The sequence below is a fragment of the Chitinophaga eiseniae genome (assembly GCF_900167135.1).
Classification (GTDB): Bacteria; Bacteroidota; Bacteroidia; order Chitinophagales; family Chitinophagaceae; genus Chitinophaga; species Chitinophaga eiseniae.
In genome coordinates this window covers 409,421-431,258 of sequence record NZ_FUWZ01000003.1, presented here as the reverse complement: position 1 = coordinate 431,258, position 21,838 = coordinate 409,421, and the positions used below count along the sequence as shown (strand labels likewise).

The window sequence follows — 21,838 nt, the reverse complement described above, 5'->3', positions numbered from 1 at the left end:
TATGAAGAAATTTTCACTGGCCAGCATGCTGTGCGTATCCCTGTTGCTGCGGGGATACGCGCAGGAAGGCCGCAACGTACTGTCTTTCAACGATGGCTGGTCTTTCCGCAAAGGCGCGCTGACCACTGACAAAAATCAGCCGGACACCGGCTGGGCGAATATAACGGTGCCGCATACCTGGAACAACAAAGACATGCAGGAAGGCAAAGATTTTTACGCCGGGGAAGCCTGTTACCGCAAAGTATTTACCGTAGATCCGCAGTGGAAAGGCAAACGCCTTTTCCTGCGTTTTGAAGGAGTAGGGTCCGTTGCAGGGCTGTATGTCAACAACCGGTTAATAGGAGAGCACAAAGGCTCTTATTCCGCTTTCTGCTATGAGATCACCCATTCCGTGAAATATGGAGAGGAAAACACTTTTGTGGTAAAGGCCAATAACAGCGCCCGCGAAGATGTGCTGCCCATCAATCATTTCCTGTTTGGCATCTTCGGTGGTATCTACCGGCCGGTCAGCCTGATCGTTACCAATGACATCAATATCACCACTACCGATTATGCTTCGCCCGGGATTTATATCCGTCAAAGTGATGTGAGCGCCCAAAAGGCGGCCATCAGCGTCACCGCCAAGATTGAAAACAAACAACTGCATCACAAAGACATCGTGGTGCAAACGGTGATTAAAGACCATCAGGGCAAGCAGGTGGCCATCCAGCGCAGGAACGTGAAAGTGAGCCCGCAAGGCGTTAATATCATCCGGCAGGACCTGCAGGTGATGCGGCCGCATTTATGGAACGGCCGGAAAGATCCGTACCTGTACGCGCTGACGACTACGGTCATGGCTGATGGAAAAACGCTGGACGCCGTGACGCAGCCACTGGGCATCCGCCGCTTTGAGGTAGTGCCGGGCAAAGGGTTTTTCCTGAATGGCCAACCGTATGCGATGCACGGTGTTACCCGTCACCAGGAATGGCAGGACTGTGGCAATGCCCTTACCAACGCGCAGCATAAGGCAGACCTGGACCTGATCAAAGAGATAGGCGCCACCACCATCCGCTTCGCGCACTACCAGCAGGCGGAATATCTCTATTCCCGGTGCGACAGCATGGGTTTCGTGATATGGGCCGAAATACCTTTCGTCAATAAAGCTTCCGGAAAAGAAGGCGACAACGCCAAACAACAACTGACAGAACTGATCCGGCAGAATTTTAACCACCCGGCTATTTACGTCTGGGGAATGCATAACGAGGTGTACGCCAAAACACCCGATGAGCATGTGGCCGTACTGACCCGTCAGTTGAACGATCTGGCCAAAACAGAAGATCCCGATCGTTATACCACCGCTGTCAGCGGTTACGGGGAGATGGACCGGCCGGCTAACCTGGCAGCCGATATCCAGGGCATGAACCGCTACTACGGCTGGTATGAAGGAAAGATCGCCGACATTGAAGGGTGGGTGAAAGCACTGGAACAAAAGTACCCGGATTATAAACTCATGCTGACAGAATATGGTGCAGACGGGAATATCAACCAGCATACCGATACGTTGTCCACTGATTTTGACCCGGTCAGCGGCCAGTTTTTTCCCGAGACTTACCAGACGGCCACCCATGTAAAACAATGGGCCGTAATAGAACAGCATCCTTATATTGCCGCTTCCTATCTGTGGAACACGTTTGAATTTGCCGTACCCATGTGGAACAGGGGCGGGGTGAACGCCCGCAACCTGAAAGGGCTGATCACCTACGACCGTCAGCAGAAGAAAGACGCGTTTTTCTGGTACAAAGCCAACTGGAACCCTGAGCCCATGGTCTATATCGCAGAACGCCGTAACAACATGCGTAAGCAGGCAAAAGCGCAGGTGGAAGTATTCAGCAATATGGAGAAAGTAACGCTTTCCGTCAACAATGGAAAACCGTTGACCGGCAAGCAGGGCGCTAATAAGAGAGATATTCTTTTTCAGAACATTACGCTGCAACCAGGTGAGAATACCATCACCGCCACCGGCGTACAGCACGGAAAGATATTGACAGACACGATCACCTGGCAGTTACAGGTATCGGAATAAAAATCATAGCATCATGAGGAATAAAATGATTACCGGTCTGTTGGCCGCTGCCTGTTGCACATTGATGTTACAGGCCACGGCGCAGGACCAGCAGCCAAGGCAGGACACCATTGCATTAAAACACGGCGCGCATCGTATCGGCAACCGCACCGATGCCGACATGGCCCGCTGGCGCTCCCTCCGCTTCGGACAGTTCATTCACTGGGGACTGTATGCTATCCCTGCCGGGGAATGGAACGGCAAGACCTACAACGGCGCCGCCGAATGGATACGCTCGTGGAAAGAGATGCCGCATGAAGCTTATGATCAGCTGTACAAGCAGTTCAACCCGGTGAATTTTAACCCGCAGCAGTGGGCCGCACAGGCAAAAGCAATGGGTGCGAAGTATATGATCATTACCACCAAACACCACGATGGTTTTTGTCTCTGGCCCAGCAAGTATTCAAAATATACGATCGCTGCTTCCCCGTGGAAGAAAGATTTACTGGGGCCGATGATCGATGCGTATAATAAAGCAGGGATCGATGTGCACCTGTATTTTTCTATTATTGACTGGAACCATCCCGATTACCGCGCTTCGTTAAAGAATGCCGCGGATTCCGCAGCGGGTAAACGTTTCCAGGTGTTCGTCAAAAATCAGCTGGCGGAGCTGTTGCAGCGTTATCCCACCGTTAAAGGTTTCTGGTTTGATGGTACCTGGGACGATTCCTGGAAAAACGATGGCGCCTTCAGCGATGAGCTGGAGCAATACCTGCAATCGCTGCATCCGGGGCTGGTGATGGGCAGCCGCCTGCGTGCCGATGAAAAAGGCGCACGTCACTTCGATTCCAACGGCCGTTTGATGGGTGATTATGAGCAGGGCTGGGAGAGAAAGCTTCCTGCCACCATCGCAGATGTGCATGGCAACGACTGGGAGGCCGTGATGACCGTGCCGGAGAACCAGTGGGGCTATCACGCCAAATGGATGGGCCATGTGAAGACCGTGAACGAGATACTGGAAATGCTGGTGAAAAGCGTATCGCTCAATGGCAACTTCGTTCTCAATTTCGGGCCGAAAGCAGATGGAACGTACCGTACAGAAGAACAGCAGCTGGCCGCAGGTATCGGGGAGTGGATGAAAGTCAACGGTGTGGCGGTATACGACGGTGCCTATGCCGGTTTCGAAAAACAGGACTGGGGATATTACATCCGTAAAGCCGGCACTGACAGCGTGTATATGGTGGTATTTAATATACCCGTATCCGGTAGCTTAAGGGTGAAACTGCCGGCGCGTACAGCGCTGACGGGCGTAACAATGCTGCAAGGCAACACCGCCCTTACGCCGGAATGGGTTGGCCGCAACGAATACTTTATTCATCTGCAGAACAGACAAACAGCATCCCCGGTGGTCATCTTATTAAAGACAGAGAAAGGGGAGAATAAAGACAAAGGGAATGTCGAGAAAGCGAAAACATAATCATTTAGAGATTTTTTGATTTACGGATTTTTTGATTTTGGGATTTGGATTTTTTGAAGTGATAAAAATCAAAAAATCCGTAAATCAAAAAATTCCTAAATGCCTGCGGGTCCGGGGATAACGGTAACGGTCATCTTGTGTCCGCCGCGGAGTACATCCACCGGTACTTTACGGCCAATTTGTTTTTCGGTGAGCTGCTGATGCATATCATCCACGGAGGCTACGGGCACATTGTCGAACGCGACGATGATATCGCCGGTATGTAAATGGCTGTTGTCATAGTTGCCGTCCGGGATGGTCTCTACCACATATACGCCGCTTTGGGTGATGAGTTTATTGGCGGCTATCATGCGGGCGGTAAGTTTTACCGGTTGGGCAGCAATGCCGAGCTGGGCGCGTCTGACTTTCCCCTGGAGGATGAGCTGGCCGGCTATCTGTGCGGCGAGGTTGGAGGAGATGGCGAAGCACAGCCCCTGTGCGGCCGGGATCATGGCGGTGTTTACGCCGATGATCTGGCCGAGGGAGTTGACCAATGGTCCGCCGCTATTGCCGGGATTGAGGGCTGCGTCGGTTTGGATGACGTTGTCTATCAGCCTGCCGTTACTGGCGCGGAGCGTGCGGCCCAACGCACTGACCACGCCGGCAGTAACGGTATATTGCAGGCCCATGGGGTTCCCGATGGCGATAGCGATCTGTCCTACCTGTAAGGCAGATGAATCCGCGAAAGACATCGCTTTCAGCCCGGTTTCATCGATCTTGAGTACCGCAATATCCGTAGAGGGGTCGGCGCCTTTGATTTCTGCGTTGACTTTCCTGCCGTCAACAAAAGAAACGCGGATGCTTTCCGCCTTTTCTATCACGTGATTATTGGTGATGATAAAGCCGTCAGAAGAAATGATGAAGCCCGATCCGGCGCCGTTCTGCGTTTTTCTTTCGGGATTACGTCTGTCGTTGACAGGGCGTTGTACTTCTATGTGTACAACGGATTCGGCGACCGTGCCTACCACACCGGTGACCGTTTGAGAATATGCATCCAGTAAACCGGCGTCGTTTACCGGATGATGTGCTAAGAAGGTGAGTGCATTTTCCATAGTGGGAATAGGCGCTCAAATATGTATCCAGAATAAATTTCCGCCTTTTTGACAAAACCTGGCTGCCCTTGCTGACAGAATGGTCAGGACTACTGTCAACTTTACTGCTGACCGTTATGGGAATAGAGCATCCAGTCGAACCCGTATTTGTCTTTCAGCGCGCCTATTTTGCCGGCAAAAAAATCATGTACGGGCCGGGTTTGTTTTCCGCCGGCGGACAGCTTTTCGAAGGTATCGATCAGTTCTTCCGCTGTATCGCAGGTGAGGCTGATACTGATATTGTTGCCGGCAGGGTTTTCACCCATGTCGGAGCCCAGTAACAGCAGCGGGCCTTTGGTAAGGCTGCTGTGCAGCACATGGTCTTGTTTATGGGCGGGCCAGTCACCGGCCATAGGAGAATCTTTCACAGTTTGCAAAGACAGGTCGCCGCCGAGGCAGGATTGGTAAAACTTCATGGCTTCGGCACATTTACCGTCAAAATTGAGGTATACGTTGATCTGTGACATACAAATGGTTTTCAGCAAAACTAAGGTATGTGGAAAGACTGTGCCGGGGGGCGTTGCGACAAATGTAGGGGACATTACGACGCGGTATCGTAGAGGTAACCGGCGACTTTTGCCAGGTCTTCGTCATCGGTGTTGATCAGCTTCAGGGTCTCCATAAAATAGTCCTTCCATGCCTGCATTTCCCTGACGGCAGCTTGCTGATGCAAACGGAGCAGGCGTGTAATAAGGTCCTGGAATGCGTCCTGGTACATTTCTGAGATGGCAGTATCGGCGGTACCGGTGATCAGCGGAGGGTAAAAATCCCTCAGCAGTTTATTGAAGCCGATGAGCGCCACCTGTTGTTTGGCGGCAGTGAAAGTGCCCATCCGGTAAAAAGAATCGGCTTCTCCTGTATACTGCATGGCTGGCCGTTGCAATAATGCCCTGATGTTCAGCTCAACATCCTGCAGCCGGGGATATGCTTCATTCCAGCCGCCTATGCCGGATAAAAAACACTTTTCCCATGTGGCGCCGGTGGTGGTCCACAAAATTTTATGCCGGATGAAAGCGCATATCAGCCGTTCATAACTGTCCGGTGTACACAGGAACGTCCCTTTGTATGTCTGCGGGTCCTGCTCAAAGGCAGTCGTGCCTGATATCAGCAGCGCGGTGCCTTCCCGGCCTGTTATATGCATTTTCCGGGAGTGTAGGCAGTGGTCCATCAACATATCGTCAGCATCCAGGAAAATGAGGTATTGACCGTTGCTGACAGCCATACCGGTGTTCCTGCAGCCGTTGGCGCCTTTGTTCCGGGTATTGTTCAGCCAGCGGAACCGGGCGTCGCCGCCGGTGAGCGAGGGGAAAACGGCTTCCATACCGTCGTTGGAGCCATCGTTGACCAGCAGGCATTCCCAGTCCTGACAGGTTTGCTGTTTTACAGATTGGAGCGTTGCAGCGATCGTGTCTTTTTGTTGATAGTAAGGGATGATAACAGAGAAAAACGGGGTTGTTTTCATGTGGAATAATTTTAGGGATGTGGTGGCGGCGCCGTTTCATGCAGCGCATCCTTCAGGTCTTCTATATTTCCGGTCGCTTTTTGGATAACGCCATCCCGGATGATCATGTGCGTGGGATAGGAGGTTATGTGCAGCGTGTCGCTGAGGTATTTCTCTGATACCGGGATAACGGCATAATCGAAGGGGTGTTTTTGCAGAAAAGCAGACAGCTGCTGTGGCGTATCAAACGCAAGGCTGAGGAAGAGCATATCTTTCCTGCTTTCGCTGGCAGCTACCAGCCGGTTGAGCGCGGGCATTTCTTTTACGCAGGCCACGCAGTGAATAAACCAGCATTTCAGTACCACGGTTTTACCGGCGAGCGTAAGACTGTCATAATGTTTCCCGTTAAGATCGGTAAAATCCGTCATAGGAAACTTTTTCCCTTCGCGTGTGTAGTAGTCATACAACTGTTCCCCTGCCTGAAGCAGCGCCCGTTTAGCGGAAGCATCGGCGGATGCAGGAACGGGATAAAGCTGGTAGCTGATGCCTGCATCCCGCGTTTTTAGCCGGAGGGGAAGATAAGCACCCGACCGGACTGCCTTAAAAAATGACGCTCTGTCTACCGGTACAAAGCTGGAGTCGAAGGCGGTGAATTTTCCATAAAACCGGAGGTGGTCCCGCTGATAATACAAAAATGCCATCAGGTCTTTCAGCGCCTCGTCTGCCGGTACAACCGGTTCCTTGGCCGGAGTGGCAGGACGGCAGGATAAGAGGCCCGACAGTAAAAACCAGAAGAAAACATACGTGCGCATAGCGGAAATTTTTATTGATATAAGATAATCAAATTTAAACACACGCTATAAAGATATCAGCCCAGTTGCCCGTCAGCTCCGGCGCAGCAGCGGCGAGGCGGCTAATGGCTATCAGTCCGCTGCCTCCTGCCAGGCAATGCGGTGGTTGTGTTTGCAGGCAAATGTCCTGCTGCCGTACGGCCAGATTGGCACAGGAGGGAAGGACCAGTGACACCAGAGAATATACGGCCAGCTGACGGAAGGGATCGGTGGAGCTATGCATCGCCGGTTGTGTTTCCAGGCGTTGCAGCAACGTTTCCATATAAACGGATGCATGTAGCTGCCAGGTGGCATGACCTGTATTACGGCCGGCGATCTCATAACAGGCCGCAAGGAAAAGCGCCCGCAGATAGTAGTCGCCATCCCCGGGTACAGCCGGAAGCTCCCGGGCATCGCATAATTGCTGTAGAAAGTGGTCAGTAGCGGCAACAGCGTCGTAAAGAATATTTTCTGTGGTGACGATATTGATTTTGCTGACGGCTGAGAGGTGGGCCATCATACCTCCCAGTTCTGCAAGGAACAATCCCTCGCTGAACGGATACCTTTGTCCGGTTTGCTGAGTGGCGATATCATCTATCAGCAACGAAATACACTCATGATGATACAGGTTTTTAATGTGGCTGCTGCCGGGGTTGCGGCTGGTATATCTTTTATGAAAATACGCCAGCAGCCCGGTGGTGCCATGATGCAGGGAGATGGAGGACCGTTTGCCGAAGAGGGTGGATTTGTAAAGCAGGTCATCTACGTCAGACAACACTTCATCGGTGTCGGTATCTGCCAGCAGTCCCTGCTGCACCAGCCATTCAATGCCCCAGCCGATGCCGGCAAGTCCGTGCGCGTAAGAGAGATCTTCTACGGAGCTGATAACATCAGAGACCTCATTCAGCAGGGCAAGTCCGCTTTCGCTGAAACGATGATTGTCTATATGTCTGCCGATGAGATAATGAACGATGGCCATACCGGTATGTCCCTGCAGCAGTCCCGGCGCAGAGCGCAGGGGTGGCTGTTCCTCGTGCGGGGACGGCGGAAAAATATCAGTGGTTGAAATCATATGCGGGTGTTTGTTGAGAGAAATAATACCAGGGCCAGGATTGAATATATTGTTCTAATACCGGTCGGCGAAGATTGCTTGTGTACAAACACAATTCCAGGTCAGCAACGCGTGTTTTGTTTTCTATTGTGGCGCCCGGGGCTAAATGGAAACAGGGTGTATCGGAGTGGCTGATACGGTATTCCAGCAAACCAAAGCGTTTTAGGCGCTCCTGTGCTGCCAGCCTCGCGTGTGAGATGTATTCATTTTCGCCGCCAGCCGCCAGCCATTTGTCCCGGTTTAAAAAAAGACAGCCTCCCGCATACCGTTGCGTGGTGGAAATAAATTTCCCCTGGTGCGTTAACAGCAGCTGTGGATCGGAAAAGTGGTCAAAAAGGTAACTGAAAACACTGTCAGCCTGTAAAAGATGACCATTGTGAGGAAAGGCCACGTCAGCGGCTCCTGAGGCCACCTGGTGACAGGCGTCGGCCATGGATGCAATATCAGGGATGACATTTGGATCACACAAGGCCATTACCGGTGTGTGATATTGGCGGAGGAGATGATTGGCAATAGCGGCGTGCTGCGGGGCGACCGTGTTGTTGTTGAGTAACACATGTTTGCACGAGGAAGGCAACAGGGAAATATCTATAGCGGCGGTGTCACCTACTTCGGCTACGATGATGGTGGTATCCAGATAGTAGTCGATATAATGTAAGAATGTTAGCAGGTTGGCAAAGGAATCCGGTCCGTGATCGGTGACAGGAACGAGCAGCAGTGTATCGCTCAGGGATATACGCTCCTTTTGGGTAATGTAAGCTGCTATCAGTTGAAGCAGGGGATAGGAGCAGTTGTCAGGAGTTATTTTCCGGATGCCCTTGTCGAACCACGGTGGGAAACGATAGAAGTTAACCTTTCGGAAATACCGCCTGTCGCCGGGGGCCACGCGGCCTGTATAATGCAATATCTTTTTCGTTTCCCAGTCGCCGATAGGGCTGGTGGCCCAGCAGAAATCCAGTTCGTCGCTGATCCTCACCGTCCTGTTGTCTGTCAGTGCGTTCCAGTAGAGGGCCCACATGTCAGCAAACCATGGATCGAAACCTTTCCAGGTGCTTTTCTTTTCTCCTTTTGACAACAGTTGTTCAGCTTGCCGGTCATTTTCTTCCCGAAGATAGCCGTAGATGGCGGCACTGTGTGCTTCTACTTTTTCCCAGAAAAGCGGGGTGGTATTTTTTAACAGGTATTGGGCGCCACCGCAATGGTCATCGCCCGCCATTGCTTGTTGTTCTCCGATACCTGCCAGGCGGCACATTCCGCTGAAGATAGCCTGGCCCGCGCGGTCGCGGATAAACTGTGTACTGGTGTAATACCGTGTGTCTGCCACGTACCAGGTATCGCCGGGCAGGAGCTGTTCCCAGTCGGGCTGTTCGCGGAAGATGATATCAGCATCGTGGTAGAAGATGGCTTCCTGTTGCAGCTGCGGAAGGGTTTCCAGGTGCTGCCGGATGATATGCGGCCTGATGGAAGAGGGGTAAGCGGCATCCGTCCGGTTGTCCGGATAACAGAAGAAGCAGGCCCTTTGGTCCTGTGCGCGGATAAGCGCCTGAAAGGTGGCAGACAGGCCCGTGACCGGTTGATACCCGATCAGTACATGGATGTTTTCCTTTTGAATGCCTAGCCGGCTGAAGTTGAACAGCTGAAGTTCCAGTTGCCAGGAGAAATAGAACTCGTCCGGTTGTGCAGATAAAAAGATCATGGCCGTGAAATTGGAGAGTGATATAAAACCAACAGGAAAGCTGCTGCTTTCCTGTTGGGCATAACCGTTAGCAAGCAACGGCTGAAGAGCCGGAAGCGCAGGTGTAGTTCGGCTCCGTATCAACGCAGGAGCTACAGGTGTCCGGGTAATCGTTCCAGCAGCATTTGTATCTGCCGCCGAAAGAGTCTACGGCTGGCTCTTCGCCACCACCATATACATTTTTCAGTTGAGATCTTGTCAGGATTTCATTGGCGCCGAGATCCAGCGCTTTTAATTTGAGTTTTTTCATTTTCTGGAATTTTAAATGGTAAACGAATAGTACTCCGTTAAGCCCGGAGCGGGTTTTTGACAACCGTGGCTGATGGTGCGCGCTTCCATATACCCAGGTTGTTAAAAGCGTTATGACAGGGACAGCAACAGTCTGAGATCGTTGATCTGATAGTTCTCCGGCAGTTCAAAACCGTTGATGAAAATGGTGGGAGTGACCTGTACGCCATTGTTGCGGCACCACTCATGCATAGCGGCTATTTTCGGATGTTGCGCCTGCAGGGGACCGGTAACAGGATGCCGGGCGGCGAAGGCGTCATAGTCCTTACGGGGCGACAGGTACCAGTCTGCCAGTACGTCGCTGGTGCGCTGCGGATCTTTTTCTTCGTCGACCGCAAGAAAATGGCTGACAGGCCTGGCCCTGGCGTCTGTCTGCTGGTCGGTGACAGCGAATATGATCTGCAATTGTACATCCGGATTGGCGGCGATCAGTTCTTTGATAGGACCAAATGCGGCGGCGCAGGGGTCACAAAAGGGACTGCATACCTTCACTATTTTTTGGGCGGCCTGCCGGTTGCCCAGCAGGATGCCGAGGCCGTCGGTGCTGGTACGGATGGGCCGCTGCCGGTGCAGCAGTGCTTCAAATATCTGCCGGTTGTATTTGAGGCGGCGGAATTCTCTTTTATTTAGCGCCGCCTCTCTGGATTTTAGTATAGCCGGTGCCGTTAGTTGATGCACGATGAAAGGCGCGAAAAAAGAAGCGCCCAGTCCAGTCGCCAGCGTCAGCAGCGTAACAGGTGCGGCCGTAAAGTGGTGCCATCCCTGAAGGAGGACCAGCAAACATTGTAAAGCGATCACCACCTGTACGCTCAGGCACAGCGTGCACCATTGTTTTACGACGATGCCCTGGTAGTACAACGAGTAGAGGATATAAGGCGCGGCGAGGATGCTGCACCACGAAAGTACGAACAACGCTGCCGGGTTATTGACGCCGGCAGACAGCAGGTACAACAGGCTGCCGGAGAAATAGGTGAATCCAATGGCACTCCAGCTCACGCCGAAAATACCGGATCCTTTTGAATGTAATACGGCGCTGCAGTTGGTTTTTTTGAACGCCGAGCAGACGCGCAGTATCAATGGATTGTGTTGGTCGATGTCATACCAGATCAGCAGGGAACAGATAGCCGTTCCCGTGAGTGTTAACAGGGAAAATGCCATGTAAGGAAGCGCGCCTGCGCCGGACTGCTGTAGCAGCGGAACAAATGCGGCAACGAGTAATATAGGCAATAACAGTCCCAGGAAGACCCTTCCGCTTAAGGTCCTTTTTTCCTGTTTAATTTTTTGCGTGTATTGCGCTTCGCCGGCGTCGGCAGCCGCTTCAGCCAGTAGGGCGATGCCAGTGCTTTTATCCAGAAACTGCGTGCAGCTGCAGGTTTCCCATACCTGTTGCTCCGCATTATAGTACCGGACCTGATGCTGATTGATCTCCTTTACCACCACAAACTGATGCCGGGCTTTCTGTGTTCCTTTCAGCTGTGCAATAAAAGGCGTTGGAAGGTCACTGTATTTGTCCCGTGCAAACTTGCCGGTAAGATTGTCAATACCATATTGTTTCAGGCAATCGCTGATGCTGAGTAAGCTGGGGTAGTCGGGATGCTCCGAGACGTCTTGCTGGAGTGTAGATCGGGAAATCCTCACCTGTAGGAGCTTTGCCAGCATGAAAGCTGCGTTGGCACTATTGTTTTTAGACAGCGAGAGTTTTCGCAGGAGATACAACATGGAATGAAAAGTTAGTACCTGACATTTGCCAGGAAGGTTTACGGGATATTTTTCTGCTGTTTTATGTAAAACGACTTAGCTTATCAGGCGTTTGCTGATCACAGGAAAATGTTCGCTGTTCACTATTGTGGACGGTTATATGTTGATTACCCTAACAGGCTAAGGCGAATACGAAAATTATGTTTTCGGTTATTTTGTTTTTCGAAAAATGGATTAACTTTTTTGGCGTTGACAATTACTGTTCTTCCAAGGTAAAAATAAAATTCTAAAAAAAGAAACCCAAAAAATAACAAGATGGGTTGCGTCAGGTGAGATACCACGGAATGCCTCGTCCTACTATTTTTCCGCCCTGATGTGGTATGAATAACGCTGTTTGGAGGGGGATGACGTGGCAAAGAACCTTCCTGGCGTCGTCTGTAGCAGCGATTGTTTTGTTCCCGGAAAAAATATATCTTCCGTTTATGGCTGTCTCGATTTATTATTCCGTTTTTGATACACCGCTGCCGGAGGACCGGTTTGAGCGGTTGCTGGCCGTACTGCCCGAACAGGCGCGCAGAAAGGTATTGCGCTTCCACCGCTGGCAGGATGCGCATGCCTCGCTGCTGGGAAAACATTTGTTGCTGCATGCCTTTGCGCAGCTGGGCCTGTCTGCAGACCTGGAAACAATTTTGTACACACCTTCCGGTCGTCCGTATTGGCCGGGCGGACCGGATTTTAATATCTCCCATTCCGGCAATATGGTGGTATGCGCTGTGGACACCAGCGGCAGGGTAGGCATCGATATAGAACAAAACGGCGGTATCGAGATCGCGGATTTCCGCGAACAGTTTACCCCGGCCGAGTGGCAGCAGGTAATGGGTGCCTCGGACCCGGTATGGCAGTTTTACCAGTACTGGACCATGAAGGAAGCGACGGCCAAAGCCAATGGCATAGGCATTGTGGAGCTGCCGGCAGTGCATATTCTTTCTGATACTGCGGTAGCATTGCAGGGCTTCACCTGGACGCTGACGCCTGTAGCACTGCTGGACACCTATGCAGGCCACCTGGCGACAGAATCATCACCGGCAACTGTGAGTATTGAAGAAATACGTTTCTGAAACAGAATGGGGACGGTGTTTTAAAACACACGGCTACATGTGGAATACATTGAACCTATGACCGTCAGGATCGGCAAATACGAAACCATAGTACCCCTCTCCAAATGCTGCCGGCTGTGAAACGATGGTGCCACCGGCTTCCCTTATTTCTTTTTCCCAATTGTTGACCTCTTCTCTGGTGTCGGCAGAAAGGGTAAATATGATTTCATTCCCTGCCTGTGTATCAATGATGGGGCCCATCATAGCAGGTTCAAGGACGTCCTTCAGGAAAAAATGGATGATAAAATTATCATCGCCAAAGAAAAAACTGGTCAGCTGGTTGGACGCTCCGTTGTGTTTAAAACCGAGGCGCTGATAAAAGGCAGTGGTCCGTTCTAAATTCTGTACGCTGAAATTGGCCCAGATCTTTTTTGTTTTCATCATGAAGTGGTTTTATGGTCTGTCTCAAAGGTAACCCATAACCTATTAAACAAAGAGGCTGATGACGAAATTTTCCGGGGTGGTTTCCGTCATTTTTCTTTTTCATACTGTATTGTTTTTTTGTGTTGAATAGCGCCTGAGGGAGTTTGTTGTTTCCGGATGGCGGCTTGTGAAGCGTAGTATTTGCTCAGGAAGTGATAGAGTACCAGTTCCTGTTTGCGTTGGTTGGCGAGGAAGAGGCGGTTGAGGAACATGTGGATATAGCTGGGCAGCAGCGCAGCCTTGTCGGGTAACGGTCCGTATTGTTGTAGGAGGCAGCGTATTTTTTCTGAACGTTGCCGGAAGAAAGCGACTGCTTCTCCAATGCCATTGTGCTCGTCGTCATGTGGGTTCAGTATGCTTTGTACTTTTCGCATCTCCTTGCGGTATTTGTCGTTGAGCTGCAGCAGCAGGGCTTTCTCGCCGCCGTGTTCCCGGAAAAATCCCTGTTGTAGTTTTTCCATGAAAGCGGGTTTCTCTTCCGGTGTGTAACCGAAGTCCTGTATCAGCATGTCTGTGCCGCGGAGCGCCAGTTGCCAGCGATAGTCTTCCCCCTGTTCTTCGTCCAGCAGCGCTACGGTTTGTACCACCGCCTCGCTGTCGCACCAGAAAAGGCTTTCGCTGAACTCCATGGTGGCGTCGCCATAACGTTCGGTTTCCCGTTCATACGTGTCCGTCTGGATACGATATACGAGCTCCTTTCCGGAGAATTCCTGCAGGGCGGCGTAAAACCGCTCCAGTACTGTCTTCCAGAAGTCGGGCCGGGAGCTGTGGTGAAACCGGATGCGCAGATGGTGGTCGGGATCGGTATAACGGATAAAGAACCATTTGTCGATGAGTGCTGCTTCTGTGAGTTGCAGGGCCAGCGGCTGCAATGTTTCTTTCAGCAGGTCTTCCGCTGTGCGGGTGCCGCAATACACTTTTACGTATAGCCATTCACTGCCGGGCATAAACTGCCGGGGGAGCGTGGCGGTGGCCGGGTTTGTTGCGGTGGTTGTTGCAGGCTTTTGCACCGGTCCGGTGTCATGCACGGGGATGATAAACTGATTGGTATGCCTGCCGTCAGGGCCTTCTATCCAGCAGTTTTCGGCGGTGCTGAGAAACTCCTGGACGGTGAGCGTGCCACTTTTGCGCAGCTGCCGGAAGAGCAGGTGTAGCGAGGCTTCCTGTGTGGTGTCGATCAGCAGTTCGTTATCGCCTTCCACGATCACCACATGGGAGGGAAGTTGCCATTTGGTTTTGAAGGGCTGAAAAATAGCGAGACAGGATTTGCCGCTGTCGAGATCGGGGAAGTCTTTTTTATCCAGCGTCCATGAGCATTTGCTGAGGATGATATTACGATAGCGTACCCGGGGAAGGAATGTTTCGCCGCCTGGTAGTTGCCAGGCCCAGCCCAGGTTGCCGGGATAGTCCTGGTGTTGCAGTTCACAGAGAAATTTATAGACCGGAAGGCCGTTGCGGTAGTTGTGTGCGGTGCTCATCCGGGGAACGATGATTTTGTTGAGTTTGCGGGACCGCAGTACGATGCGGCCCTGTTGCACGCTGATCATCAGGTCGGACAGCGGGAGCTGTTGATCTGCCGGCGCGGTCGAGTTGGCGAGGTATACGATCTCATGGTCGCGCAGTTGCGGGCGCAGGAGAACGTTACCTGTCCGGGCTTCCGGCAGGTGCACTACTTCCGCGAAAATTTTATCCGGCTCTTGTGCAGCTTCGCGGTCGAGGCAGGCTTTTAATTGTGCCGCCAGTTGTTCATCGCCGTGACAGAACCGTCCCAGCAGGTTGGCGGCAGAGGGGCCGGCGCAGCCATTCAGTTCGAAGAGGTAGTGGCCGGCATCCACGGCTGCGGCGCTGGCGCCTAGTATGCTGCCCATGAGGTACATACTGTATGGTAAAGTGGCGGTATCTTTTTCCTGTAGTGCGTCGAGGTCGGCGTCGGTCAGCAGTATTTCGGTGCTGTTCTCCCGGAGGCAGCGGTACAGCTGCTGTTGCTGAAACAGCTGCAGTTTGCCGGCAGGCCGCGGGGCGGGTGTTTCTGCGCCCGCTACCACGATATCGTCGGCCAGCGGGGTATGATCGGTATGGCGGCCGAGATGGTAGCCGTAGCCGATACCTGCCTCGGGATCGAGGGCGAGGCTGAGCGGTATCTCCTGCTCTTCATATCGTTTGCTGAAAGCCTGGCAGAAATTCTCCAGGTCGGTATGCGGCCGGTGGCGCATCAGTTTCCGCAGCTGGTTTACTTGTGTAGTAATATCCTCCAGGAGGGTGTGGCTCAGGGTGTTTTGCACCGTTGCCATAAAGAGGTCTGTCTGGATGAGGTCTTTCTCGCTGGTGTCAGGCATAAGCGATTTCACAAGGGTATGGACCTGCCGGTATTCGGGGATGCTGCTTTGCTGGTCCTGCAGCAGTGATTGTATGCGGCGGAGTACCGGCAGCCACTCGCCGTCCTGTTGCAGGGCTGCCGCCCGTTCAACGAAGCGCTGAAAAAACTGTTCTCCTGTGACGGTCGGCTCCAGTTCACTGACCAGCAGCTGGCTTTGCAGCAGTTCTTCCGTAAAATCGTCGGCATCCGCTGCCGTGATACCGTTGGCTTCATCGACAAGGCAGTTGCGTATATCCTTCAGCGTAGTTCCATGAGCGGCCATGGCCAGTACGGCGTCGAGGTAGTCGCTGGTGTTGACAGCGGTGAGGAAATAATGGCGGAACTTATTGGACAGCTGATAGGCGGCGTAGCGGTAACGGCTGCCTGATTGGTACAGGGAGCTATTGGGGTAGAAGCGGAGCTGTTCCCTTACGGCGGGGATGGCAGTGAAGGCGGTGACCAGCTCCGCTACGTAGTTCATATCGAGACGGCTCTGTTTCACATGCTGTGCGTAGTGGTGTAACCGGATACCGGATTGTTCGCTCACTGCGCCGGTAGCGCAGCCGGCAAACAGGCCGTAGGGCGTGCAGCGGCTGCTCATGCGCAGCAGATAGCGGTAAAGGGAATACACCAGTTTGTCATCCTGGCTGCCCTGTTCCCATTTTTCCAGTTCTCCGAACAGCTCCGGGGAGGCGATATAGATAGCTTCGCGCAGGAAAGGTGTTTGTAATATTTGTCGGATATGTTCGACAAGATGGGGATGGGCCAGGCTGCCGGTGGTGTTTACGGGCAAAAGCGGTGTTCTGACTACGTAGAAATTTTCAGCCTTGATCATGGTTTTCGGTGTACACTTAAACTATTGAAGATAGCGGAAACGGGTACGAAAGGCTATCCCGTAAAACCGGTAAATTTCATGTTTAAACAAATAAATTTTTAAAAATCACGTTTTTCCGTGAGCTGTGGTTTCATGGTTTCTGCTTACATTTATCACTATCCTGTAATCCGTAGAAAACCTGATTTAATCACCCTCAAAGTAGAATGTCTGTCCAAAATCCATTTATCTGTTTATCAATCTTCTTTTATTTTTTATTTAAACCTATAAAATTTGTTTTATGAGAAAAACATTTGAAAAAAAGCTGGTGCTCAACAAGATTAAAGTAGCTAAACTGAATGCTTCCCAACCGGGTAATATCGACGTGAAAGCGCCTACTTACACAGGATGCAGCCTGATGGCCAAATGTACTCCTCCTTCCACTAAAGGTTGTTAATCTAAAAACGATAGATGATGAAAAAACAAGCTGAAAAAAAACTCACCTTAGGTAAGATCAAAGTGTCTGACCTGAGCAAGAATATGCCGACTGCCGATGCCGATAACCGTTCTGCAGCCTGTAATTCTCACCCGCTGTCCTGTCTGAGCCAGGGCGCGCCTATCTGCAGCATTGACTCCTGCCGTTATTAAACGGAGAAATGTACGGATTACAGTTTCCTCCGGGTTAAGGTATTCCGGTATCCATCATACTTGTCACCTAAAACGTTAGCTGATGAAAAAGCAAACCGAAAAAAAACTCAGCCTGGGTAAGATCAAAGTATCAGACCTGAGCAAAAACACGCAGACTGCCGGTGCAGATAACCGTGCGGGTTCCATGAAATGCATAAGCACAGGAGCTCCCATCTGTAGTGTAGACTCCTGCTTGTATTAAACAGATTTTACGGATTACAGCTGCCCCGGGTGAAAGCCCGGGGCTATTATATTTTAGGGTATGCATAACAACATTGCTGTTCATCACATTTGCAGCCCGGATTAGCCCCGGGATCATTATATTTCAGGAACGATGGATTACAAAGACGACATTACTGCCGCGCTGGAAAATATCAGCCGGGAACTAGACCACTTTATTGCCAACGATAACAATGCCGGGCTTTTGGGAGGATTTACCGGCTGTGCTTTATTTTATGCCTATTATTACCAGCATACTTCCCGCGAAGAACATGTAGACAAGGTTTTATCCATTATGGAAAAAAGCCTGCAGGCTTTGTCCGAGCAACCGCTGAACGGTTCCTTTTGTGGCGGCGTTTCGGGTGTGGCCTGGTGCGTGCAGCATCTTACGCAGATGGGATTCATAGAGGAAGACGAGGTGGAAGACGCTTTCGGGGAGATAGACCAGATGGTGGCCGCTTTTATGGAAGAATCCCTGTTGGCCGGTAAAAATGACTTTCTGCACGAGGGGCTGGGAACAGCGCTGTATTTCCTGGAACGGCCCCTGCCAGTGGGAAAACCGGTGCTGGAAAGGCTTGTCGCCGGTCTCGACCAATCAGCGCACCATTTGCCTTCCGGCATCACCTGGAAAGACATGTTTTCCTCCGCGAGCGAACGATACCAGGGGCGCGATCTGTACAACCTGGGCCTGGCACATGGCGTGCCTGCTATCATTGCGCTGTTGGGACGGATATACGAAAAAGGCATCGCCCGCGATACCGTGCTCCGCCTCATGGACGGCAGCATCAGCTGGGTCTTGTCCCATAAAAAGCCGCAGGGTGGCGGGGGAGAATCCTTATTCCCCGTGATGGTCGATACAACAGGCGTCAGTGTGGGAGATACCCACAGCCGGCTGGGCTGGTGTTATGGCGATCTGGGCATAGCGACCATGCTATTGGGGGCCGGAAAACGCCTGCGGCGGGCAGATTACAGCGAGGCTGCGCACAGTATCCTGCAAGACATTGCGCGGCATCGTAATACGAAAAACGGCGCTGTGCACGACGCCTGCATCTGCCACGGCAGCGCGGGCATTGCTCATATGCTGCAACAGGCGGCCATGGCCACCGGAGACCCCGCTCTCAATAAAGCAGCCGGAGCGTGGCTGCAAACAACGCTTCGTATGAATACCTGGAAGGATGGGCCTGCCGGTTATAAATTTTATCATCATCCCGATTATCACAACAGTCACAACGTACTCGAAGGCATCGCCGGCATCGGCCTGTCACTGCTGGGCTTCCTGCAACCGGAAATAAAGCCCGGGTGGAATAACAGCCTGCTGATATCGTGAACTTTTCATGATATGCTTCATCTTCCTTTTTTTTATATATTACGGGTAGTAAATGAAATCTAAACGGCCGGTTTATCCGGAGATACCATGCCGATGCATGCCGACGTTACAGCAAATATGAAAAACCATGATCAGATTATACTTTGTGGATGATCATCCATTGATACTAGAAGGACTGCGCGCATTACTCAGCTATGAAAAAGATATAGAACTGACAGGGGAAACAAGGACAGGGGAGTCGTGCCTGAATTTCCTGCTGCATCACCAGGCAGATGTTGTGCTGCTGGACACCATGCTCCCCGATATTGCAGGGGCGGAGCTGTGCCATCTCATCAAAAAAAATCATCCCGACACCATGGTGCTGGGACTCAGTTACCATAAAGACGGCCGGGAGATACAGGATATGATGGACAGTGGCGCCAGCGGCTGCCTGATGAAAAACGCTGATAAAGAGGAGCTGCTCAAAGCCATTCACGATGTCTATAGCGGTCACACTTACCTCTCCGCAGAACTGGCCGCCGAGCTGCAAACAGCTGCCGGCGCAGCCCGCACGCGGGAGCTGCATATCACCAAAAGAGAAAAAGAAGTGCTATGGCTCATCGCCAACGGCCATACGAACCACGAGATAGCCGAGAAGCTGTTTATCAGCAGCGATACGGTTGACAGCCATCGGCGCAACCTGCTGGGCAAACTCAAAGCCCGCAACACCGCCATGCTCATCAAATGCGCCATCGATCATAAGCTGCTGACAACTTTTTGAAGAAATAAATTAAAGCACTACCTTCGCACCGCAATGGTTTACCCCCTCCGTTGCGGTGCGGGGGTAATTAAAAGGGAACACGGGTGTAAATCCCGGACAGTCCCGCTGCTGTAATTCTCCATAAAACGCCAGGGCATTTGTCCGGCCACTGTTGAACATTCAATGGGAAGGCCGCCCTGAGCAGAGATAAGTCAGAATACCTGCCATGCATTTGTTTTTTAAGCCTTCGTGGAATGAGGCTTGGAAGTGAATCATGTGGCAGCACTGATACCTGCCGTTATTTACCTTGATTTGATTTCCTGTTACGAAGGCCGTTGGATGAACCATCAAAACGGTGTATTAACATGCGTATCCCATTACTGAGGAGTACCCTGTACCTGGTGCTCGCAGGATGTCCTGTTATGTCCCTGAAGGCGCAACAGCAGCCGGACAGCAGCCGGACCAAAGACCTGCGGGAGGTATCTGTTACCGCCCCGCGCAGCAACCGGGAAGTTTCCCCCGGCCAGCAGCTGAAAGGCGCGGAACTGCAACGGCTGAACTCCCAGTCCGTAGCCGATGCGCTGCGCTATTTCTCCGGCCTCCAGATAAAAGACTATGGCGGTATCGGCGGACTGAAAACCGTGGACGTCCGCAGCATGGGCACCAACCATACCGGCGTGTTCTACGATGGTATCCAGCTGGGTAATGCACAAAATGGCATTATCGACCTGGGCAAATTTTCCCTCGATAATATGGAGGAAATCGCCCTGTATAACGGACAGAAAAGCAGTATCCTCCAACCAGCGAAAGATTTCTCTTCCGCGGCTTCTATTTATCTCACCTCGCTCAAGCCCCGCTTCGCGGATGGCGAACAGCGTCATGTAAAAGGTACCTTCAAAACCGGCTCCTTCGGGCTTTTCAACCCCTCCGTCCTGTGGCAGGAAAAAGTCGGCAAACATATCGGCGCTTCCTTCAATGCAGAATGGATCAACGCTAACGGACAATACAAATTCCGTTATGAGAAAGAAAAAGGGTACGATACCACCGCTATCCGCAAAAATGGCGATATTAACGCCGTCCGCCTCGAAGGAACCCTGCATGGGGTGACCAACGGCGGCGAATGGACCGGCAAAGTGTACTACTACGACTCAGAACGCGGCCTGCCCGGTTTTGTAGTCAATAACGTCTTCGGGCATATAGACCGGCAATGGGACCGTAACTTCTTTGTGCAGTCCTCCTGGCGAAAAGATCTCTCGCCCCGCTACACACTGCTGCTGAACGGAAAATACGCTTACGACTATACGCGCTATGTGGCGCCGGATACCGTGCGGCCGGTAGATAACCACTACCATCAGCAGGAAGCCTATTTTTCCGCAGCCAACCAGTTTGCCGTGACCAACTGGTGGAATATCAGCCTTTCCGGCGATTTTCAGTGGAACAAGATGACGGCGGACATGACCAATTTTTCCTACCCGCAACGTTTTACCACGCTGGTGGCGCTTGCCTCTTCGTTCAATTTCAAACGTTTCAGTGCCCAGGCCAGCCTGCTCAACACGATCATGAACGAAGAAACGAAAAAGAATGCCGCTGCACCTTTTAAACAGGAGCTGACCCCCGCCGTTTTTGTGTCCTGGCAACCCTTCGAAGGCGTGCCGATCACCTGGCGGTCTTTCTACAAACGCATCTTCCGGATGCCTACCTTCAACGATCTCTATTATACCGATCTGGGTAACTCCAACCTGAAACCGGAGTACACCTCGCAATACAATACCGGTTTCACCGCTAACCGGACTTTCCAGGGACAACCCCTGCAGGAACTAAGCCTGGAAACCGATGCCTATTACATCGAGGTGACTGATAAAATTGTGGCGGTACCCGCAGCCAGCCAGTTCCGGTGGACCATGATGAACCTCGGCTTCGTGAAGATCAAAGGCGTGGATGTGAAAGCCAAAGCCGCCTGGAAAATACTGGACGAACTTCTCCTGAGTACACGGGCCACCTACACCTTCCAGGAGGCGCGCGACTTCACAGACAAGTCAGAACTGTTTTATGGAGACCAGATACCGTACATCCCACGGCACAGCGGCTCCATGATACTGGGTGGGGACTACAGGTCGTGGAACCTCAACTACAGCTTTATATACACCGGAGAGCGTTACAACGGTAAAAAAAACGAGCCGGCCAATTACATGCAGCCATGGTATACCAGCGATATCACGCTCACGTATTCCCGTAAAATAAGGCAGGCGAAGTGGAGACTCACCGCACAGGTCAATAATGTGTTCAACCAGTACTACGACGTGGTGCTCAGTTACCCGATGCCTGGAAGGAATTATAAATTCATTGTGTCTGTAAATATTTAATGAAG

General features: G+C 51.8%; 19 protein-coding genes and 1 riboswitch. Of the genes, 9 read left to right on the top strand and 10 right to left on the bottom strand.

Translation table 11 applies throughout. The annotated features are described in order from the left end of the window. The first annotated feature begins 1 nt into the window (after position 1). Positions 2-2,062 carry a glycoside hydrolase family 2 protein gene (locus B5D63_RS20770; RefSeq protein ID WP_143313014.1) on the top strand — a complete coding sequence of 687 codons (2,061 nt, stop codon included), beginning with the start codon at positions 2-4 and terminating at the stop codon, positions 2,060-2,062. Between the two features lie 13 nt (positions 2,063-2,075). Further along, a complete protein-coding gene (locus tag B5D63_RS20765; RefSeq protein WP_078670762.1) occupies positions 2,076-3,518 on the top strand; it encodes an alpha-L-fucosidase in 1,443 nt (480 codons plus the stop codon). A gap of 95 nt (positions 3,519-3,613) precedes the next feature. On the opposite strand, the gene B5D63_RS20760 is transcribed toward B5D63_RS20765, so the two are convergent. From B5D63_RS20760 to B5D63_RS20725, 8 genes are all read right to left on the bottom strand, one after another. Next, a complete protein-coding gene (locus B5D63_RS20760; RefSeq protein WP_078670761.1) occupies positions 3,614-4,609 on the bottom strand; it encodes a S1C family serine protease in 996 nt (331 codons plus the stop codon). A gap of 101 nt (positions 4,610-4,710) precedes the next feature. Continuing rightward, complete coding sequence (locus tag B5D63_RS20755; RefSeq protein ID WP_159456101.1) at positions 4,711-5,115, bottom strand: VOC family protein; 405 nt, start codon at positions 5,113-5,115, stop codon at positions 4,711-4,713. 74 nt (positions 5,116-5,189) lie between these two features. Next, positions 5,190-6,110: a glycosyltransferase family 2 protein gene (locus B5D63_RS20750; protein ID WP_078670759.1), complete on the bottom strand. Its 921-nt coding sequence runs from the start codon at positions 6,108-6,110 to the stop codon at positions 5,190-5,192. 11 nt (positions 6,111-6,121) lie between these two features. After that, entirely contained in the window at positions 6,122-6,901 is a 780-nt protein-coding gene (locus tag B5D63_RS20745; RefSeq protein ID WP_078670758.1) for a TlpA family protein disulfide reductase, read from the bottom strand. A 34-nt stretch (positions 6,902-6,935) separates the two neighbouring features. Further along, positions 6,936-7,991, bottom strand: coding sequence for a glycoside hydrolase family protein (locus tag B5D63_RS20740; protein ID WP_078670757.1), 1,056 nt, complete (start codon positions 7,989-7,991; stop codon positions 6,936-6,938). Next, the gene (locus tag B5D63_RS20735) at positions 7,975-9,726 is read right to left on the bottom strand and encodes a hypothetical protein (protein ID WP_143313013.1); all 1,752 of its coding nucleotides are present in this window, start codon (positions 9,724-9,726) and stop codon (positions 7,975-7,977) included. Before B5D63_RS20735 ends, B5D63_RS20740 begins: the two co-directional genes overlap by 17 nt. A gap of 67 nt (positions 9,727-9,793) precedes the next feature. Continuing rightward, positions 9,794-10,015: a hypothetical protein gene (locus B5D63_RS20730; RefSeq protein ID WP_078670755.1), complete on the bottom strand. Its 222-nt coding sequence runs from the start codon at positions 10,013-10,015 to the stop codon at positions 9,794-9,796. Positions 10,016-10,125: 110 nt separating this feature from the next. Continuing rightward, positions 10,126-11,772: a vitamin K epoxide reductase family protein gene (locus B5D63_RS20725; RefSeq protein WP_078670754.1), complete on the bottom strand. Its 1,647-nt coding sequence runs from the start codon at positions 11,770-11,772 to the stop codon at positions 10,126-10,128. A gap of 383 nt (positions 11,773-12,155) precedes the next feature. Between B5D63_RS20725 and B5D63_RS20720 the strand changes: the two genes are divergently transcribed. After that, positions 12,156-12,869, top strand: a complete 714-nt coding sequence (locus B5D63_RS20720; RefSeq protein ID WP_159456100.1) for a 4'-phosphopantetheinyl transferase family protein — start codon at positions 12,156-12,158, stop codon at positions 12,867-12,869. 33 nt (positions 12,870-12,902) lie between these two features. Here B5D63_RS20720 and B5D63_RS20715 read toward each other — a convergent pair whose 3' ends face one another. Beyond that, positions 12,903-13,292, bottom strand: a complete 390-nt coding sequence (locus B5D63_RS20715) for a VOC family protein (RefSeq protein ID WP_235021601.1) — start codon at positions 13,290-13,292, stop codon at positions 12,903-12,905. Between the two features lie 86 nt (positions 13,293-13,378). Further along, entirely contained in the window at positions 13,379-16,522 is a 3,144-nt protein-coding gene (locus tag B5D63_RS20710; RefSeq protein ID WP_078670751.1) for a lantibiotic dehydratase, read from the bottom strand. A gap of 277 nt (positions 16,523-16,799) precedes the next feature. Here B5D63_RS20710 and B5D63_RS35095 point away from each other — a divergent pair, with 277 nt between their 5' ends. The 6 genes from B5D63_RS35095 to B5D63_RS20695 all read left to right on the top strand — a co-directional run bounded on the left by B5D63_RS35095 (position 16,800) and on the right by B5D63_RS20695 (position 21,833). Beyond that, the gene (locus B5D63_RS35095; RefSeq protein ID WP_159456099.1) at positions 16,800-16,955 is read left to right on the top strand and encodes a class I lanthipeptide; all 156 of its coding nucleotides are present in this window, start codon (positions 16,800-16,802) and stop codon (positions 16,953-16,955) included. Between the two features lie 17 nt (positions 16,956-16,972). Continuing rightward, positions 16,973-17,146, top strand: coding sequence for a hypothetical protein (locus B5D63_RS35090; RefSeq protein ID WP_159456098.1), 174 nt, complete (start codon positions 16,973-16,975; stop codon positions 17,144-17,146). A gap of 82 nt (positions 17,147-17,228) precedes the next feature. Continuing rightward, entirely contained in the window at positions 17,229-17,387 is a 159-nt protein-coding gene (locus tag B5D63_RS35085; RefSeq protein ID WP_159456097.1) for a hypothetical protein, read from the top strand. A gap of 132 nt (positions 17,388-17,519) precedes the next feature. Continuing rightward, on the top strand, positions 17,520-18,731 hold the full coding sequence (locus tag B5D63_RS20705; protein ID WP_078670750.1) for a lanthionine synthetase C family protein: 1,212 nt from the start codon (positions 17,520-17,522) through the stop codon (positions 18,729-18,731). A gap of 127 nt (positions 18,732-18,858) precedes the next feature. Then, entirely contained in the window at positions 18,859-19,491 is a 633-nt protein-coding gene (locus B5D63_RS20700; RefSeq protein WP_078670749.1) for a response regulator, read from the top strand. Between the two features lie 17 nt (positions 19,492-19,508). Further along, positions 19,509-19,713: riboswitch (cobalamin riboswitch) on the top strand. Positions 19,714-19,835: 122 nt separating this feature from the next. Further along, complete coding sequence (locus B5D63_RS20695; RefSeq protein WP_235021600.1) at positions 19,836-21,833, top strand: TonB-dependent receptor; 1,998 nt, start codon at positions 19,836-19,838, stop codon at positions 21,831-21,833. The last annotated feature ends 5 nt before the right edge of the window (positions 21,834-21,838 follow it).